The sequence below is a fragment of the Acidisoma sp. genome (genome assembly GCF_965199065.1).
GTDB lineage: Bacteria > Pseudomonadota > Alphaproteobacteria > Acetobacterales > Acetobacteraceae > Acidisoma.
In genome coordinates this window covers 454,746-471,669 of the sequence record NZ_CBDAQN010000001.1, presented here as the reverse complement: position 1 = coordinate 471,669, position 16,924 = coordinate 454,746, and the positions used below count along the sequence as shown (strand labels likewise).

General features: G+C 65.1%; 16 protein-coding genes. 8 read left to right on the top strand and 8 right to left on the bottom strand.

What is annotated here, in order from left to right:
- Window positions 1-14: 14 nt before the first annotated feature.
- The 5 genes from ACOEQ1_RS02205 to ACOEQ1_RS02185 form a co-directional block, all read right to left on the bottom strand.
- On the bottom strand, window positions 15-770 hold the full coding sequence (locus ACOEQ1_RS02205) for an SDR family NAD(P)-dependent oxidoreductase (RefSeq protein ID WP_419757595.1): 756 nt from the start codon (window positions 768-770) through the stop codon (window positions 15-17).
- Entirely contained in the window at window positions 767-1,507 is a 741-nt protein-coding gene (locus ACOEQ1_RS02200) for an SDR family NAD(P)-dependent oxidoreductase (RefSeq protein WP_419757594.1), read from the bottom strand. The genes ACOEQ1_RS02205 and ACOEQ1_RS02200 overlap by 4 nt, the downstream gene beginning before the upstream one ends.
- On the bottom strand, window positions 1,507-2,358 hold the full coding sequence (locus ACOEQ1_RS02195) for an ABC transporter permease (RefSeq protein ID WP_419757593.1): 852 nt from the start codon (window positions 2,356-2,358) through the stop codon (window positions 1,507-1,509). Before ACOEQ1_RS02195 ends, ACOEQ1_RS02200 begins: the two co-directional genes overlap by 1 nt.
- Before the next feature lie 70 nt (window positions 2,359-2,428).
- A complete protein-coding gene (locus tag ACOEQ1_RS02190; RefSeq protein WP_419757592.1) occupies window positions 2,429-3,310 on the bottom strand; it encodes an ABC transporter permease in 882 nt (293 codons plus the stop codon).
- A gap of 23 nt (window positions 3,311-3,333) precedes the next feature.
- The gene (locus ACOEQ1_RS02185) at window positions 3,334-4,452 is read right to left on the bottom strand and encodes an ABC transporter ATP-binding protein (protein ID WP_419757591.1); all 1,119 of its coding nucleotides are present in this window, start codon (window positions 4,450-4,452) and stop codon (window positions 3,334-3,336) included.
- A 208-nt stretch (window positions 4,453-4,660) separates the two neighbouring features.
- On the opposite strand from ACOEQ1_RS02185, the gene ACOEQ1_RS02180 reads away from it, so the two are divergent.
- On the top strand, window positions 4,661-5,656 hold the full coding sequence (locus ACOEQ1_RS02180) for a GntR family transcriptional regulator (protein ID WP_419758622.1): 996 nt from the start codon (window positions 4,661-4,663) through the stop codon (window positions 5,654-5,656).
- A 9-nt stretch (window positions 5,657-5,665) separates the two neighbouring features.
- Here the strand turns inward: ACOEQ1_RS02180 and ACOEQ1_RS02175 are convergent, their stop codons facing one another.
- On the bottom strand, window positions 5,666-6,367 hold the full coding sequence (locus ACOEQ1_RS02175) for a M48 family metallopeptidase (protein ID WP_419757590.1): 702 nt from the start codon (window positions 6,365-6,367) through the stop codon (window positions 5,666-5,668).
- A 103-nt stretch (window positions 6,368-6,470) separates the two neighbouring features.
- Entirely contained in the window at window positions 6,471-7,883 is a 1,413-nt protein-coding gene (locus tag ACOEQ1_RS02170) for an NAD(P)H-dependent flavin oxidoreductase (protein WP_419757589.1), read from the bottom strand.
- Window positions 7,884-8,128: 245 nt separating this feature from the next.
- On the opposite strand from ACOEQ1_RS02170, the gene ACOEQ1_RS02165 reads away from it, so the two are divergent.
- The 4 genes from ACOEQ1_RS02165 to ACOEQ1_RS02150 all read left to right on the top strand — a co-directional run bounded on the left by ACOEQ1_RS02165 (window position 8,129) and on the right by ACOEQ1_RS02150 (window position 13,104).
- Window positions 8,129-9,028, top strand: coding sequence for a pseudouridine-5'-phosphate glycosidase (locus ACOEQ1_RS02165; protein WP_419757588.1), 900 nt, complete (start codon window positions 8,129-8,131; stop codon window positions 9,026-9,028).
- A gap of 31 nt (window positions 9,029-9,059) precedes the next feature.
- Window positions 9,060-9,929, top strand: coding sequence for an N-formylglutamate amidohydrolase (locus ACOEQ1_RS02160; RefSeq protein ID WP_419757587.1), 870 nt, complete (start codon window positions 9,060-9,062; stop codon window positions 9,927-9,929).
- A gap of 12 nt (window positions 9,930-9,941) precedes the next feature.
- Window positions 9,942-10,985: an LLM class flavin-dependent oxidoreductase gene (locus ACOEQ1_RS02155; protein WP_419757586.1), complete on the top strand. Its 1,044-nt coding sequence runs from the start codon at window positions 9,942-9,944 to the stop codon at window positions 10,983-10,985.
- 592 nt (window positions 10,986-11,577) lie between these two features.
- Window positions 11,578-13,104 (top strand): hypothetical protein, encoded by a 1,527-nt coding sequence (locus tag ACOEQ1_RS02150; RefSeq protein ID WP_419757585.1) that lies wholly within the window; start codon window positions 11,578-11,580, stop codon window positions 13,102-13,104.
- A 21-nt stretch (window positions 13,105-13,125) separates the two neighbouring features.
- Here the strand turns inward: ACOEQ1_RS02150 and ACOEQ1_RS02145 are convergent, their stop codons facing one another.
- Complete coding sequence (locus ACOEQ1_RS02145; RefSeq protein WP_419757584.1) at window positions 13,126-13,725, bottom strand: NADPH-dependent F420 reductase; 600 nt, start codon at window positions 13,723-13,725, stop codon at window positions 13,126-13,128.
- 188 nt (window positions 13,726-13,913) lie between these two features.
- Between ACOEQ1_RS02145 and ACOEQ1_RS02140 the strand changes: the two genes are divergently transcribed.
- The 3 genes from ACOEQ1_RS02140 to ACOEQ1_RS02130 all read left to right on the top strand — a co-directional run bounded on the left by ACOEQ1_RS02140 (window position 13,914) and on the right by ACOEQ1_RS02130 (window position 16,900).
- Window positions 13,914-14,810, top strand: a complete 897-nt coding sequence (locus tag ACOEQ1_RS02140) for a LysR family transcriptional regulator (protein WP_419757583.1) — start codon at window positions 13,914-13,916, stop codon at window positions 14,808-14,810.
- Between the two features lie 92 nt (window positions 14,811-14,902).
- On the top strand, window positions 14,903-15,868 hold the full coding sequence (locus ACOEQ1_RS02135) for a 2-hydroxyacid dehydrogenase (RefSeq protein WP_419757582.1): 966 nt from the start codon (window positions 14,903-14,905) through the stop codon (window positions 15,866-15,868).
- 3 nt (window positions 15,869-15,871) lie between these two features.
- Window positions 15,872-16,900 carry an L-idonate 5-dehydrogenase gene (locus tag ACOEQ1_RS02130; protein WP_419757581.1) on the top strand — a complete coding sequence of 343 codons (1,029 nt, stop codon included), beginning with the start codon at window positions 15,872-15,874 and terminating at the stop codon, window positions 16,898-16,900.
- Window positions 16,901-16,924 lie beyond the last annotated feature (24 nt).

Below are 16,924 nucleotides of genomic sequence, written 5' to 3'. Positions count from 1 at the left end.
GATCCCCTGAGAAATTAATAGCGGCCGACAAGAAGCCCACCGTCCACCGCAATCACCTGACCGGTGAGGTAACGGGCGGCGTCGGATGCCAAGAACAGAATGACGTCGGCGATATCCTCGGGCTCACCCAGGCGCCCCATAGGAATGAAGGCAGGCGCGGCCTCCGCCCCTGCGGCACCAAGCGAGTGCTCCTCGGACAGAAGCTGCGCCGTACGAATGTAGCCGGGGGCCACGCCATTCACGCGGATGCCTTGAGATGCCAACTCCACCGCCATTGCGCGCACCAGGCCGACGACCCCGGCCTTGGCTGTCGAGTAGTGCACGTGCTCATCCCAGCCGTAGGCAATGCCCATGATGGACGAGAGAGCTACCATAGTACCCGCCCCTCGCGCGCGCATGCCGGGCACCGCACGGCGAAACACGCGCATCACGCCCTTGAGGTCGATGTCGAGCGTATGATCCCACAAATCGTCGGTCATGGTCTCAATCGGCACGCGACGAGCGATCCCGGCATTTGCAATGACGGTGTCGACGCCACCCAACTCTGCCTCGGCATGGGCGAAGACGGCCTCAACCGCCTCCGTGCTCTTCACGTCCACGGCATGAAAGCTTGCCCGTCCGCCCGCGGCGACGATCTCCGCCGCCACTGCCTCGCCCTCCTGTGTCAGCACATCGGTGACGAGGACATGCGCGCCAATCCTGCCGAATGCCTTCGCGGTCGCGCGACCAATGCCGATCCCGGCGCCCGTGATCAGAACCGTGCTTGTCACAACATCACATCTCCGGAGTTCGGGCAAAGTGTCTGGCCGACATAGATTTTGGCTGCCGGCGAGGCGAGAAACGCCACCGTCTCCGCCACATCCTCGGGCTCGCCAAAACGGCCGAGCGGCAGTTCAGCGGTTTTCGTCCGCCGCCATTCCTCGGACAGCGACATTGACAACTCGGTCGCGATCGGGCCGGGCGCGACCGCATTCACCCGTACGCCACGCGTGCTCAACTCACGTGCCAAGGACTTGGTGAATCCGATGATACCGGCTTTCGCCGCGCTGTAGTGGCTGAGCTCGACCCCGCCGATCTGCCCCAGCTGGCTGGCCATATTGATGATCACGCCGTCGCCGGCCGCCAGCATCGGCCCGATCACGGCATGGGTGCAGAGGAAAGTTCCGCGCAGATGCACCGCGATCATGCGGTCCCAGTCCGAAACACCGAGCGTCTCGAACCGCCCCTGCTGCACGATGCCTGCGTTGTTGACGAGGAGCGTGCAATCCCCGAAGGCCTCCCGGCAACGTTCCACCATACCTGCGACCGCATGCTCGTCGCTGACATCGACTGCCACGGCCACGGCCTTCTCGCCCAGCGCCGCCGCGACAGCATGAGCGCCATCCAGGTTGCGGTCGGCGATCACCACGCGCGCACCGGCCTCGATGAGCCTGGTCGCGATGGCGCGGCCGATGCCGGATGCCGATCCTGTGACAATAGCAATGTGGTCGGCGAGCGCGCGGGCCATCAAGCGATTTCCTCTTGCACTGCCACGCGCCGGGCACGGCGCACACTCAGCGTCATCAGCGTTGCGTAGACAGCCAGGAGAGCGAAGGAGAAGAGCGTCGTCAGCACACCGAAAGCGAAGAGGTTCGGGTGGATCTCAACTGAGAAGGTGCCGTAGATCGCGAGCGGCAAGGTGAGGTCGCCGCCCGATGCGAACAGGGTGCGGGGAAATTCGTCATAGCTCAGCGTGAAGGCGAATAGCATGGAGCTGAGTACGCCCGGGAAAATCAATGGAAAGGTAATGCGCCGGAAAGTGGTCATAGGCGAGACGCCGAGGCTCCATGCCGCTTCCTCGACCGAGCGGTCGAAGCGATTGAAGATCGCCAACATAACGAGGAACGCGAACGGGTACGTATAGACGACGTGCACCAGGAACACGGTGCTCCACCAGTTTCGGTCCATCCCGATGTAGTTTGCGGTCAGGGCCATCCCGAGGCCCACCAGCACGCCGGGCACCATCATCCCGAGAACGACGAGATAGAAGACCACGCCCGAACCTCGAAAGTGGCGGCGGAACGCTTGCGCGGTGATCGTGCCGAGCACTGTCGAGACCACCATCGTCGTCAACGCAAGCGTCAGCGAGCGGATCAAGGCGCTACCGAGCGGCAGCGGCGCCACGCTCGACGCGGGCACGAGATTGAAGAGCTGCCGGTACCAGTAGATCGACCAATGCTCGATCGGGAATTGCGGTCCGCCTTCGGGACCGGACTGGAAGGAGAGGATGGCGAGCACGACCATCGGGCTATAGAGGAACACGAGAAACAGGCCTGTCCAGCCCGTGAGCAGTCCTCGCAAGATCGGTTGACGTTCCATCTCAGCCTACCGCTAGCGAAGGTTGTTTGATTCTTTCCTTCGGGAAAGAACCGCTGTTTTGCTGCCGCACCTAGATCTCCCGCCTCAGATTGACGATGCGCAGCAGCGCCACGACCGTGACCGCCATGAGCACGGTGAGGATTACCCCGCAGACCGAGGCGAAGGCCCATTTCAGCGAGCCCACCTGGGTCACGATGATATTGCCCAGCAGGTTCACCTTGTCTCCCGACAGTGCGGAGGGTGTCGCGAACTCACCGAGGACCATCACGGAGACGAAGATGGAGCCGACGACGATGCCCGGCAGGCTCAGGGGCAGGATCACGGTGAAGAAGATGCGTGCGGTGCTCGCGCCGAGGTCGCGCGCCGCCTCGATCAGGCTGCGGTCGATCCGGGAAACCATGAAAGCCACCGGCCCCACCATGAAGACCACGTAGATCTGCACCATGCCGATGATGACGCTGTATTGCGTGAACAACAGCGCCTCGATGGGCTGGTGGATGAGGCCGAGCTTGAGCAGGATGATGTTCACCGCGCCATCCGTTCCCAGCATCGGCCGCCAGGCGAGCACGCGGATGAGGAAGGACGTCCAGAACGGCACGACGCAAAGCACGAGCAGCGAGGTCTGCACTGTCTTGTCGCGGACGAAGAGGCCGATATAGACGGCGACCGGGTAGCCGATGACAAAGATCAGCGCCAGAGTGATGAACCAAAGCCGCACGGTCGTCAGCAGCGAATCTATGTATGTGGGCGTGCTGAAGAACGCTGCCCAATTATCCAGGGTCAGGTTCGAATTGATTGCGAACGTCGTCTGCGTCCAGAAGCTGACGTAAATCATCATCAGCATCGGCAGAACGAGGCAGAGGGTCATCCAGATCACGCCGGGGGCGAGCAGCATCCAGTTCCCCGTCGCCTGCTGGCGGGCGAGGCTGCGCGGCAAGCGCGATGCCGGCACAGCCCGATCTTGCGTGGTGGTGCTCACGCCGCCACCCGGATGGCGGCTTCGATCACGGCTGCGCTGACTGGAAAGACGAGCCCCTCGTCACGAGGCCAAACCAGGTTGTAGCGTTGCCCCGCTGCATATTCGGCGGGGCGCCGGTGGCTTAGGTGGTCCTCCACCTCGACGACGCGATCGTCTGTGAGGCGAAACAGGTGGGTGATGATCGCACCCGAGAACTCGCTCGTGATGTAAGTGGCCGGCAGCGCCGCCTGGGATTGCCCGACCGCCTCACCCTCAAGCTGCACCTGAATTTTGTCTATACGTATGCAGAAATCCACATAATCAGCGCCTTGCCGCTGCTCGCCCGAACGCGGCGCGGCGATCGTGCCGGCGGCAGTTGCAATTCCGCCGCGGCCGTCGTTGCGGCCAGCAAACAGATTGTACCGGTTGAGGAACCGCACAACCGCCGTTGAATTCGGCTTGTTGTAGACGACATCGGGCGTGTCGGTCTGGAGGATGCGGCCCGCATCAAGCACGACGACGCGGTCCCCCATCGCCAGCGCCTCCATCTCATTGCCGGTGACATGGAAGAAGGTGATGCCGAGAGCCGAGTGAATGCGCCGCAGTTCCAACGTCATGCGCTGCCGGAGGTTGGCGTCGAGCGCGCCGAGCGGTTCATCGAGCAGGCAGAGCCGTGGCTTTACAACGAGCGTGCGGGCAAGCGCGACGCGCTGCTTCTGGCCCCCGGAGAGTTGCTGGATCTGGCGTTGCGCATAGGGCGCGAGGCCTACCATCTCCAACGTTTCCAGAACCCGGCGGCGAACTTCCGAACCATCGCGTACTGGCTTGCGCATATGATAGCGCAGCCCGAAGGCAACATTGTCAAACACGGAGAGATGCGGAAACAAGGCAAAGCCTTGGGATACGAAGCCGATGCCGCGCTCATGCGCCGGTATTCCGGTGAGGGGTCTTCCATCGAGCGTCACCTGCCCCTCATCCGGCGTGTCGAAGCCTGCGATCACGCGGAGCAGTGTCGATTTGCCGGAACCGCTGGGGCCGAGCAGTGACAGGTAGGCGCCCTCGGCGACCGTCAGGGAAATCCCGTCGAGTGCCGTCTGGGCGCCATGGCGTTTCGTGATTGAACGGATTTCGAGCATTGCTGTCCCAAGAGGCCCGGCGCTTCATCACGCCTTGCCAGCGGCGTAACATGGATGAATTTTGCACACAACAAAGCATTCGGCTTGCTCGACGTTCGTTTCCGTGCACACTGCTCGACTTATACTCACCCCGGCAGTGTGCAGAGGTTCAACTGCTCAATCGGGCGTCAACTCATGGCGACAAGCCTGGTCAGGCTGATGACGGAGGCTGTTCCTGAGCGGCAGGCTGCATGAAAAGGTCCATCAGGTGCTTGAGCAGCATCTGCTGGAACATCGTTTGACACCGGGGCTTGTGCTGCTGGAAAGCACCATTGCCGAGGCCTTCCGCGTCAGCCGCGCTCCGGTCCAGATGGCTCTGCGACGGCTCCATGAGGAAGGCCAGATCCAGCGCTTCGAGGGGCGGGGCTACGTCGTGCCGGCGACCCCCGGTGCCCCGCTCGTGCCGGTCCGCGCCAACCCCACGCTCGCCGGGCTCGACGTGAATTTGACGCACGAGCGCACGGAGGAGATCGCGCGCGGCAGCTGGACCCGCATCGCCGGCGAAACCCAGCGCGCGATTGAGGCCGCAGCACCCTTCGGCCGCTTCCGCCTCAGCGAGACACTGATGGCCGTGCATTTCAACGTCAGCCGCACCGTCGTGCGGGATGTGCTCGGGCGCATCCATGAGCGTGGGCTCATCTCCAAGGATGAGCGGTCGCATTGGCTGGTCGGTCCGCTCACCGATGGCGGCCTCAGGGACATGTACGAGGCGCGGATCATCCTGGAGCCGGCGGCACTTCATCGCGCCGCCGCGGCACTCGACCGGTCGGCCCTGCTACGCATGCTGGAGCGTGTCGAAGTCGCGCGCACCCAGTTGCCTCGCGTCGAGCCGGCGCTCATGGAGCAGATCGACCACGACCTGCATGTCGATTGCGTGCAGAACATCGGCAACCGCTACCTCGCCGACCTCATCCAGCGCACGCAGGCGAGCCTCACGGCCAGCCATATGCTGACGCGCTACCTGGAATGGGGAATAGAGTCAGGGTCGATCACGGAGCATGCGCTGGTTTTCGAGGCGCTTCTGCAGGGCGCGACGGCGGCGGCGGCGGCGGCCCTGAAGACGCATCTGGAGCGCTCGCTCGCCCGCGCGTTGACACAGCTCAAGGTCATTTCGGTCATTCCGCTGCCGGAGATGCCGAGGTATTTCGTGCCGTCCCCTCCCTGAGGGGGCGCTTTAGCCGATGCGCAGCAAGCGTGGGCCATCATCCCGCAGCCAGTCGGACGCTTTCCGCCACGCCGGGCACAGCGTCTCGACGAGAGCCCAGAAGGCCGCGCCGTGATTGAGGTGCCGCAAATGCGCCGCCTCATGCGCCGCGACGTAAATCTGCACATGGGCCGGCGCCATGATCAGGCGCCAGCTGAAGGACAGCGTGCCATCGGGAGCACAGCTGCCCCAGCGGCTCCGCGTGTCCTTGATCATGATGCGGCGCGGCTTGAGCCCGGCCTCGGCCGCCTTGGCCCAGGCATAGGCCGTCAAGCGTCGCCGCGCCTCGTTCTTCAGGCAGTCCGTGACCCGGCGACGGACGAAACCCTCCTCGCCCGATACGACGATGGCGCCGCTCTCGATCCAGGCGCCGCCGCGGCCTCCGGGCTGGTGGCGGATGGCGTGCGGCACCCCGTCGATCGGCACGCTGGCGCCGTCGGAGAAGGTGACGCCGAGGGGCAAGGCCGCCAGCCGGCGCGACACCCACCCGCCATTTTCCATGAGAAGCGCCATGCCGGCACGCCTGGAGGAGCGCGGTGGCAGCGTGATCACCACAGCTCCCGTGCGGGCGTCGATGCGGAGACTGATGCGCCGCGCGCGGTCGCTGCGGCGCCAGATAACGTCCGCCACGCCTCCCGGCAGGACCAGACTTTCGCGGCTGAGGTCAGGCATGACGGTCTTGGCTGGGCATGTACGAGGCACTTTGCCCCGGACAGCCTGCCTACTCAAGGAACTTCCGTCGTGACCCCGGGTGATCTCCGCGCGACGTGCCGCCTCAGCGTCCCGTCGTGATCCGCTCGAACAGCTGCTTCACGGTCGGGATGAACCCGTTCGAGTAGAAGGGGTCGAGCGCGAAGCGGAAGCCGTTATGCCCGCTGAACATGAGGTTGTCTTCGGCCGAGGTCTCTCCCTCCGCCTCATGCCCGATCGTCTGCAGCGTCTTCTGGATGCAGAAGCTGCGCGGATCAGCCTTCTTGCCATTGGAGTAATCGGGCGCTTCCTGGCTCCAGTTCGAGAAGCGGCACTGGCTGAGGCAGCCCATGCAGTCGACCTGATCCTGATAGATCTGCCCCGCCTTCTCCGGCGTCACGAAGATGAGCGTGGTGTCCGGGGTTCGCAGCGCCTCGGTGAACCCTTGGGCCAGCCACTGCCGCACGCGCATCAGGTCGGGCTTGGTCAGGTAGACGATCCGCTTGCGCGGCCCGACGCCGAACTCCGCCGTATGCTCGCCGACCACTTCGGTGGTGTAGGCGACCTGCCGCTCGCTGCGGCCCCGCAACTCCTGGATGAACCCGTTGTTCACGGCGCTCGAGTAGAAACCGGTTGGGCTGAAGCGGTTGAGGAACACGTCGCCCCGCTTGAGCGTCAGCAGCTTCTGCTTCCAGCTGTTGCCGATCGGACTCTCCTGCGTCAGGAGGGGCCTAGTCCCGAACTGAAAGGCGATCGGCCCGAGTTCCGGGTTGTCGATCCAGTCCTCCCATTCCTCCAGCCACCAGACGCCGCCCGCCATGATGATGGGCGTGTCGTCCAGGCCAAAGGCTCGCATCTGCTTGCGGAGCGCCAGGACGCGGGGAAACGGATCTTCCGGGCGGGCCGGGTCCTCACCGTTGGAGAGGCCGTTATGGCCGCCGGCGAGCCAGGGATCCTCATAGACCACGCCGCCGAGCAGATTGGAGGCCTTGTGGTACGCGCGCTTCCACAACGCACTGAAGGCCCGCGCCGACGAGACGATGGGGTAGTAGTGAACGCCGAACTTCATGGCGATGTCGGAGAGGCGGTAGGGCATGCCCGCTCCGCAGGTCAGCCCGTTGATGAGCCCGCGGGCGCCTTCCAGCACGCCGGTGATGACGCGCTCCGCCCCGCCCATCTCCCACAGGATGTTGGCGTGGATGCGGCCTTGGCCGCCGTTGATCTCGTGCGCCTGCTGCGCCTGGGCGATGCCGCCTTTGATCGCGAAGTCGACCAACTCCTCGTGCCGGTCCCGGCGCGTGCGACCGTGGTAGACCTGGGGGATCGGGCGTCCTTCGGCGTCGTAGCTGTCAGCATTGACTGCGCTGAACGTGCCGACCCCGCCGGAGGCCGCCCAGTTCCCGCAGGTCACGCCATCCGTCACCGCCACGCCCTTCCCGCCTTCAACGATGGGAAGAATGTCGACCCCACCCATCCGGATAGCATTCAGCGCCTTCATGATCCCATTTCCGCTGCGCGCGGCCAGCCGCGCTTGTCAGTTAGTCTTTGTCTTACGGTGCATCTGTCCTACAGATGCGTCCTCGCGGCTTCCGCCGCCAACCTCGTCCCGCTCTCCTGCGTCCCTACCGTCGCTCGTCATGGTGCTGTAACGCATGCCCGGCCATTCGCCCAGACTGCCGAAAACCGTCAACCCCGGCCGCACATAACATGTCCTCTATTGCTCCCATAACTCTTTCGGATGATGTGGCGGAAGCGTTAGAGATCCACAAGCCGGTTGTCGCGCTTGAATCGACTATCATCACGCACGGCATGCCGTATCCCCAGAATTTGGCGATGGCGCGGCAGGTCGAGGCCGATTGCAGGGCCTACGGTGTTGTGCCGGCAACTATCGCGGTCCTCGACGGCGACATCCTGGTCGGTATGACGCCTGACCAGCTTGAGGCCCTCGCCGATGCCTCGCATCCGCTGAAGCTCAGCCGCGCCGACCTCGCCTTCGCGGTCGCCACAGGCCGCACCGGCGGCACCACCGTCGCCGGCACCATGATCTGCGCGGCTCTCGCCGGCATCAAGGTCTTCGCAACGGGTGGCATCGGCGGCGTCCATCGCGGTGGAGAGGCGAGCCTCGACATCTCGGCCGACCTCGAGGAACTGGCGCTCTCCCCGGTCACGGTCGTCTGCGCCGGGGCCAAGGCAATACTCGATCTGCCGCGGACGCTCGAATATCTGGAGACGCGAGGCGTGCCGGTGGTCGGGTTCAACACGGACCATCTCCCCGCCTTCTGGAGCAGCCGCAGCCCGTGGCGCCTGCCTCTGCGGGCCAACCGTGCCGAGGATGTCGCGGCTTTGATGGCGGCGCGCGGCGCGCTCGGCCTTGGCGGCGGCGTGCTCGTCGCCAACCCCATCCCCGAGGCCGACGAGATCCCCTACGAGACGATGGCGGTATTGGTCGATCAGGCGCTCGAGGAGGCCCGGCTGCAGCGGATCGAGGGTAAAGCAGTCACTCCGTTCCTGCTCTCCCGGCTGCTCACGCTCAGCGACGGCGCGAGCCTCACCGCCAATATCGCGCTCGTGCGGAACAATGTGAGGGTGGCATCCGCGATCGCCTGCGCGGTGGCGGCGCGATCCGCCCCGATTGGTGGATGACAGCGGGGCTGCGCGGCGCTTCAATGGTCCCATGGATTATGCCGAGGTCGCGCCACCGCTGAACCTGATGCTCCCCGAGGTGCAAACCTCGCCGGTGGTGTTCTCCTCAGCCCATTCGGGCGCCGACTATTCGGCGGATTTTCTGGCGGCCACCCGGCTCGAACCCCCGGCGCTCAGGCGCAGCGAGGACTTCTCGGTCGACCGGCTGTTCGCGGCCGCGCCACAATACGGCGCGCCCCTGCTCAAGGCCGCCTTTCCCCGCGCCTACTGCGACGCCAATCGCGAACCCTGGGAACTCGACCCGTCGATGTTCGAGGACGCGTTGCCGCCCTGGGTCAACACCCGCAGTCCCCGCATCGGGGCAGGCCTCGGCACTATTCCCCGCGTCGTCGCTTCGGGCGAGGCGATCTATGCCCGCAAGCTTCGTTTCGCCGAAGCCGAGGACCGCATCCGCCGCTGCTGGGAGCCCTACCATGCCGCCCTGGGTGGGTTGATCGAGCAGACGGTGGCGCAGTTCGGGGTCTGCCTGCTGATCGACTGCCATTCGATGCCATCGGGCACGGGAACCTCTTCGCCGGATTTCGTCCTGGGGGATGCGCATGGCACGGCGTGTGGCGCCTATCTGGTCGAGCGCACGGAGGACTGCCTGCGCCGCCTCGGCTACAGCGTGCGGCGGAACGACCCTTATGCCGGCGGCTACGTGACCCGCCAGTACGGCCGCCCGCGGAACGGCGTGCATGCGCTGCAGATCGAGATCGCGCGGGGTCTCTATATGGACGAGCGGCGGATCGAGCCGCATGCCGGTTTTGCGCGGCTCCAGCGGGACGTGACCGACCTCATCGCCTTCATGACGCGGGAGAGTTTCGTGGTATCGCAGCGCGGACTAAAGCGGCCAGACTGAAAGAACGACCTCGTGCAACTCGGCATCTACACCTTCGGCGAGACCCGCGTGGATGCCGACACCGGCCGCGCCCTCGAGGCCGGCCAGCGGCTGCGCGACCAGGTCGAGGAGATCGAACTCGCCGACCAGGTCGGGCTCGACGTCTTCGGCCTCGGCGAGCATCACCGGCCCGACTACGCTATCTCCGCCCCCGCCGTCGTGCTGGCCGCGGCCATCGCCCGCACCAAGCGCATCATCCTGACCAGCTCCGTCACCGTGCTGAGTTCGGACGATCCGGTCCGCGTGTTCCAGACCTTCGCGACGCTCGACCAGCTTTCCAGCGGCCGGGCGGAGATCATGGCCGGACGTGGCTCCTTCATCGAATCCTTCCCGCTCTTCGGCTACGACCTCGATGACTACGAATCCCTGTTCACCGAGAAGCTGGAGCTTTTGGTCAAGCTCCGGGACCAGGAGCGCGTCACGTGGTCAGGGAAGCATCGTCCGGCCCTCGCCGACCAACCCGTGTATCCGCGCCCCTTCCAGGACCGCCTGCCGATCTGGGTCGCAGTCGGCGGCACGGCGGCCTCGGCGGCGCGGGCGGCGAGGCTCGGCCTGCCGATGGCGGTCGCGATCATCGGCGGCGAGCCCGTCCGCTTCGCGCCCTTGCTCGACTACTACCGGGACCAGGCGATCCGCGCCGGCCACGACGCGGCGAAACTCCAAATCGGCATCAACAGCCATGGTTTCGTTGCCGACACTACGGAGGCGGCGGCGGCGCTGTTTCACGGCCCGCTCACCGGCGTGATGAACCGTCTTGGACAGGAGCGCGGCTGGCCGCCGATGACCCGCGCGCAATACGAGCAGCAGATCGGCCCGCGCGGTGCTCTCGTAGTCGGCAGCCCGGAGGCGGTCGCCGAGAAGATCCTTTTTCAGCATACGATCTTCCGCCACCAGCGTTTTCTGCTCCAGCTTAGCGTGGGGCCGATGCCGCATGCCCAGGTGATGCGCGCGATCGAGTTGTTCGGCACCAGGGTGGCGCCGCTCGTTCGCAGCGAACTGAGCCGTCGCGCGAACTAGCCGCACGACTGGCCGTCGCAGCTCATTGGATGATGCGAAGGCTCCGTCGTCTCAAAACGGGATCGGCCATGGGGCGACCGGGTATTAGCAGACGGACCCAGGGTTGACCCTGACCTGACCGCCGCAATCAGCCACAATGCTGACAAGCTCACCGTCCCGGCATCCTGCGCGTGGTGACAGCTTGTTGCCGCGTCTTCTCCATTCTCAGCCTGAAGTGCTGGATGACTACCTCCTTATTTCGTTCGGAGGAAGCGGTGGAGGATCGCCTTTTGCAGCCCCTCCTGAAATGATGTCTATCCGAAATCTTTGCTGCGCGGCCGCGATGCATCATCTACGCCGTTGGTTGTCACGGCAGCGCCAGAAGCTCAAGGCCGGGTTCCGCTCGTCGTAGAAAATCAACGCAGGGGTCCCTCGTTCAGGACAGGTGAAGAAGCGGCCTAATTCAAAATTGTTCCTGATTCGAATTCAGGTCTAAGGCTTTGAGGATGATTACCGCCCGAACGTTCCGGACTTAACGCCAGCCCAGGGTCAGATCCTCGTTTCGTCTTATGTTGGCGGAAGGGCGCGCTCTGACCGAAGGTTGGGGGCGGGCATGGCGTATACCGATGTTGTTGTCGATCCGAGTACAGAGAGCCCGGACATGGCTTTCAACAACGGGGAGGTGGTCGACGGAGCGGCGGTGATGGACGCATCATTGCCTAACGTGTCCGGCCCCGAATCGGGATGGACCGTCATCGAGTGGGACAAGACCGATTACCTGAACCCCACGGCCATGACCACGAACGATGCAAACTTCGCCGACCCGCTTTATGGGGTTCCGCTGTATACGTGGCAGGCCGCCGACGGTCTGACCTCGCTCAGCGTCTACCACGCAACCGGAAGTGCCGGCGCAGGCGCACCCTACGTCTATGACCTCGAGGAATCCGACGGGATATTGAATGGCGGCGGAGCCAACCTCTTCCTGTCGAGCAATCTCGATAGCCCGTCGCTGGTGACCTTCAACCACCCTGTGACTTACAGCCTCGACGCCAAACTGAATGTCGCCAGCGTCAGCGGTCCAAGCGTGGACCTCGCCCAGGTGTTCACGGGCTTCATCCTGACCTTCAACGCGCCGGACAACCCACTCTACGATGCTGCGTTGCCGACGACGACCGCATTCATGCAGGTCGAACTTTCGAATTCCGGCACAGCCTACTCGCGCTACGAGGTGCAGAGCGGCAACAGCATTACCTACACCTACACGCTGCCGAACGACCAGTTCCTGCCGTTCCAGCCGGCGTCCGGCGGCCCTACCGCTTTGTCCTACAACCTGAACGACTACCTCGACGACATGATCGCGAACGACCCCAAGCTGCCGGGGCAGGCTGAAAACCTCGGACTTTGGAACCTCGATTCGATGTACATCGGCCTAGAAACCGAGAACGGAACAGTCAGCGATCCGAACCAGGGCCACGTCAGCGCCGGCCTTCAGGTTTCGGATATCCAGGTGCAGACCGACGCCGCGCAGACAGTCGCGTACGAGGATCCGGCAACGTTCGAGACAGCGCGAGCGGTTGCTGTCCCTCCGACGCTGTTCAGTTTAGCCGACACGACGCTCGGTGACGCCACGACGAAGGTGACAGGCGACAGCTATACAGGTGCCTTGAGCTTTCTGTCCCACACCGACGCCTTCTCCTACAACGGATCCGACAACGTCCAGATCTCCGCCGTCGATGCGAAAAACCCGTTGATCGCCTCCGGCTCCGGCGACGACCTTCTCACCAGCTCAGCGACAGGCACCAGCGTCCTTGACGCCGGGACAGCCGCGAACATCGAAACCGACGGCGGCAACGGGAACACGACCTTCGTCCAGAACGGTTATGTTCCCGGGAACACCTGGGACTTCCTGCAGAACTTCCACGGCGCGGACGAGGACATCATGTTCGGCTACATCCCCGGGGTTTCGAAGTTGTCGGTGCAGGCGAATGGCGGATTGGCCTCCGATACGGGTGCCACCGTCACCATCCTGCCCGGCACCGGAAACACGGAGCAGGTCACCTTCGTCGGCATCTCCGCCTCCCAGATACACGGCTGCGGCGCCCTGATCGACGGGGTTCCGAGTTGGGTCCTGTGGACCTGAACGAAGCTCGGCCGCTCGCTCCTACTTGAACTTGACGAGATCCTGAAAGATCAGGGGAGCCCAGCTGTTTCCCCTTGCCTGAACGAGCAGACCGCCTTCCGCGAGCTTGCCCAGCCCGACTGGCGCGAAGCCGAGTTGCTCGGCCAACGCCGCCACCCGTGCGGTCGCGTCTTCGTCGTCGCTCGAGAGGAACACGACGCGTCGTCCGCCATGCACGGCCGGGTCCGCGGCCAAGGTTGCCGCTGGGAGATGGTTGAACGCCTTCACCAATGCGGCGCCCGGGAACGCCCGGGACAGGGCGACGGAGGACGGAAGGTTCCCAAGCTCTTCCAAGGGCACGCCATACGCGTTCGTGGCGTCGATCACGATCTTGCCCTTCCAGCTCTCGATGGCCGTCGCGACTTCTTTGTGCGTCCCAAAAGGAACAGCCAGGATGATGATCTCGGCGCTGAGCGCGTCCGGCAAGGTTCTCGGCGTGATCGTCGGCCCGATGGCCCTCGCGAGCGGCGCGTGGTCTTCCGGCGGCCGGCGGCTCGCGATCGCCACGTCGATGTTTTTTCGGGCGAAGGCTCTTGCGATGGCCTCGCCGACTTTACCGAACCCGATGATTGCGTAAGTCATGGTGGAAGTCCTTCGAATATTGCCGATGCCCCGGGTGGCTTTGGATGCCGGGATCCGGTGCATGAGTTAGATCGCGGCGGTCTGCCCGGTCAGTCCGCAAAATCCGTCATCGGTGGTGCGTTTCCGAACCGCCGCCAATGTCGGGCACGCGCCTTTGAAAGCGCATCCTCGTGGTGCAGGGTTCCAGCATGATCGATTGGGACGATGTTCGTTATTTTCTGGCGGTCGCTCGCGGGGGGTCGGTGCGCGCCGCTGCCGAGCGCCTTAGGGTCAACCACTCCACCGTGCTGCGACGCGTGGCACAGCTGGAGGAACGCCTCGGCACGCACATGTTCGAGAAGCTCCCGGCCGGGTATCGCCTGACCGATGCCGGAGAGGAGGTTCTTGCGTTCGCCGAGCAGATGGAAATGTCGTCGAACCGATTGGAGACCAGCGTCTTCGGGCGCGACCAGAGCTTACGGGGGCTGCTGCGGGTAACGCTGGCGCCGCCTCTGGCCACCCACCTGCTGATGCCCGATTTTGCCGAGTTCGCGCGGCTTCATCCTGAGATCGAATTGGAGATCCTGTCGTCCGACGAGCCGGTCAATCTGACCAACCGGCAGGCCGACGTGGCGATCCGCGTCGTCTACGACCGCGACACCCTGCCGCTCAATCTCTACGGCACGAAAGGGCCGGAGCTGTTCGGCTCGGTCTATATGTCCCGTGATCTGCTGGCGAGCTGGCGCGCCGGAGCCTCCGGTCCCATCCGCTGGATCGTGAGGCATATCCAAGGCGTTCCGGACTGGGCGCGGGAAACGAGTGTGTCCGCCACGGAGGTTCCCTTCAGGATCACCGATGGGGCCGCGCAAATCGCCGCCGTGCGCCAGGGCGTGGGGATGACGACGCTGCCGTGCTTCGTCGGGGACGCCGAGCCGTTGCTGGTGCGGGTGCCTGGTAGCCCGCTGCGTATGCATGGAACGCTCTGGCTCCTCACCCAGGGCGAGACGCGCAAGACGAAGCGGGTGCGGCTTTTCACGGAGTTCGTGTCGCGGAGGCTCGCCGAGTATGTGCCGCTCCTGGCGGGCCTGTCCTCTCCCCACGGCTGACGTGCCGCCGCCGCTTGCGAGCGCATTGCTCCGGCGCCTATTGTTGGTAGCGATATCAAGGCCGACAACGGCAATGAGGGGGGACGGCAAAGATGGCGGGTCAAAGCGAGGCGACAGGTGACGCGCGACCGGAGTTGCTGGTCCTCAGCAGCCTGCCGGACTGGGACATGGAACCGCTGGCCGGGCAATACCGCCTGCTCACCTCGCGTGACGCGCCGGACCGTGCGGCGCTTCTGGCCAAGGCTCGCACCGTACGGGCCGTCGCCGCGCCTGGCCACCTCGGTGCGGATGCGGCCTTCATGGACGCGCTTCCCGCGCTCGAGATCATCGCCAACTACGGCGTCGGCGTCGACGGGATCGATCTGGATGCGGCTCGCCAGAGGGGCATCCGCGTCACCAACACGCCCGACGTGCTGACAGGCGATGTCGCCGACATCGCAATCGCGTTGGCGCTATCCGTCATGCGTGAAATTCCCCGTGGGGACGCGCATGTCCGCGGGGGTGCCTGGGCCGCAGGCAACATGCCGCTCGGCCGCCGCTTCCATGGGTGCAAGCTCGGCGTGGTCGGGCTCGGGCGAATAGGCGCGGCCATCGCCCGCCGGGCTGCCGCCTTCGACTGCACCATCGGCTACTTCAACCGCACGCCACAGCCTGGCTCGACCTACAAGGCGTTCGAGACGATCGGGGACCTCGCGCAGTGGTCTGACGTGCTTATCGTCACGGTCGCCGGTGGCGCCGGTACCCGGGCCATCATCGATGCCACGGTGCTGCAGGCGCTCGGGCCGCAGGGCTACCTCGTGAACGTCTCGCGCGGCACCACGGTGGATGAGCCCGCGCTGCTCGACGCGCTGGCGGCCCAATCGATTGCCGGGGCGGCGCTGGACGTCTTCCTCAACGAGCCCAACATCGACGAGCGCTTCAAGGCCTTGCCGAACGTCGTGCTTTTCCCGCACGGCGGCAGCGCCACGGTGGAGACGCGCCGCGCTATGGGCCAGTTGATGCGGGACAATCTTACCGCTCATTTTGCCGGCAAGCCGCTGCTGACACCGGTGGCTTGACCGGTGCGCAGCGTCGTCATCCACGCGCCCGGCGACCTCCGCATAGAGGAGCGCGCGGTCGAGGCGCTCGGCCCCGGGCAGGTCGCCGTCCGCATCCAGGCGGGGGGCATCTGCGGCTCTGATCTGCACTACTTCAACCACGGCGGTTTCGGCACCGTGCGGCTGCGGGAGCCGATGATCCTCGGCCACGAGATTGCCGGCACAATCGCGGAGGTGGCGCCCGATGTGACTGGGGTGAAGGCGGGCGACCGGGTGGCGGTGAACCCGAGCCGCCCATGCCGGCACTGCCGCTTCTGCCTGCGGGGCTTGCCCAACCAGTGCCTCAACATGCGCTTCTACGGCAGCGCGATGCCGATGCCGCACATTCAGGGCGGCTTTCGCGACATGCTGGTGTGTGACGCGACCCAGTGCGAGGTCGCGACCCGCGCGCCGGTGACGGAGCTCGCCCTCGCCGAGCCTTTCGCCGTGGTGCTTCATGCCCTTGGGCGCGCAGGTTCCCTGCTTGGCGAGCGGGTGCTGGTGACGGGCTGCGGCCCGATCGGCGCTCTGGTGGTGGCGGCGGCGCGGTTCCATGGCGCGGCCGAAATCATCGTCACCGACATCGTCGACGAGCCTTTGGCGGTGGCGCGTCGGCTGGGCGCGGATCGCGCGGTCAATACGGCGGCCGAGCCCAATGCGCTCGCCGAGTACGGCGCGGACAAGGGCCAGATCGGCGTGATGGTGGAGTGCTCGGGGAACGAGCGTGCTCTCCGCAGCGGCATGGAGGCCGTGCGGCCGCGCGGCACCATCGTGCAGCTCGGGTTAGGCGGCGACGTGTCGCTGCCGCAGAACATGGTGGTGGCGAAGGAGTTGTCGATCGTCGGTTCGTTCCGGTTCCACGAGGAGTTCGCGCTGGCGGTGCGTTTGATCGACACGGGCCGGATCGACCTTACCCCGCTGCTGACCGGCACCTTTCCGATGGAGGAGGCAATGGCGGCGTTCGCGGCGGCCAACGATCGCCGGACCGCGATGAAAGTTCAGCTGACGTTCTGAACCCGGTAGCACGCCGAGGCGAGC

Coding starts and splice junctions, on each gene's coding strand:
- ACOEQ1_RS02200 (WP_419757594.1), bottom strand. CDS start 1,507: ATGGCCCGCGCGCTCGCCGACCACATTGCTATTGTCACAGGATCGGCA.
- ACOEQ1_RS02195 (WP_419757593.1), bottom strand. CDS start 2,358: ATGGAACGTCAACCGATCTTGCGAGGACTGCTCACGGGCTGGACAGGC.
- ACOEQ1_RS02185 (WP_419757591.1), bottom strand. CDS start 4,452: ATGCTCGAAATCCGTTCAATCACGAAACGCCATGGCGCCCAGACGGCA.
- ACOEQ1_RS02175 (WP_419757590.1), bottom strand. CDS start 6,367: ATGCCTGACCTCAGCCGCGAAAGTCTGGTCCTGCCGGGAGGCGTGGCG.
- ACOEQ1_RS02170 (WP_419757589.1), bottom strand. CDS start 7,883: ATGAAGGCGCTGAATGCTATCCGGATGGGTGGGGTCGACATTCTTCCC.
- ACOEQ1_RS02160 (WP_419757587.1), top strand. CDS start 9,060: ATGGATTATGCCGAGGTCGCGCCACCGCTGAACCTGATGCTCCCCGAG.
- ACOEQ1_RS02150 (WP_419757585.1), top strand. CDS start 11,578: ATGGCGTATACCGATGTTGTTGTCGATCCGAGTACAGAGAGCCCGGAC.
- ACOEQ1_RS02145 (WP_419757584.1), bottom strand. CDS start 13,725: ATGACTTACGCAATCATCGGGTTCGGTAAAGTCGGCGAGGCCATCGCA.
- ACOEQ1_RS02140 (WP_419757583.1), top strand. CDS start 13,914: ATGATCGATTGGGACGATGTTCGTTATTTTCTGGCGGTCGCTCGCGGG.
- ACOEQ1_RS02135 (WP_419757582.1), top strand. CDS start 14,903: ATGGCGGGTCAAAGCGAGGCGACAGGTGACGCGCGACCGGAGTTGCTG.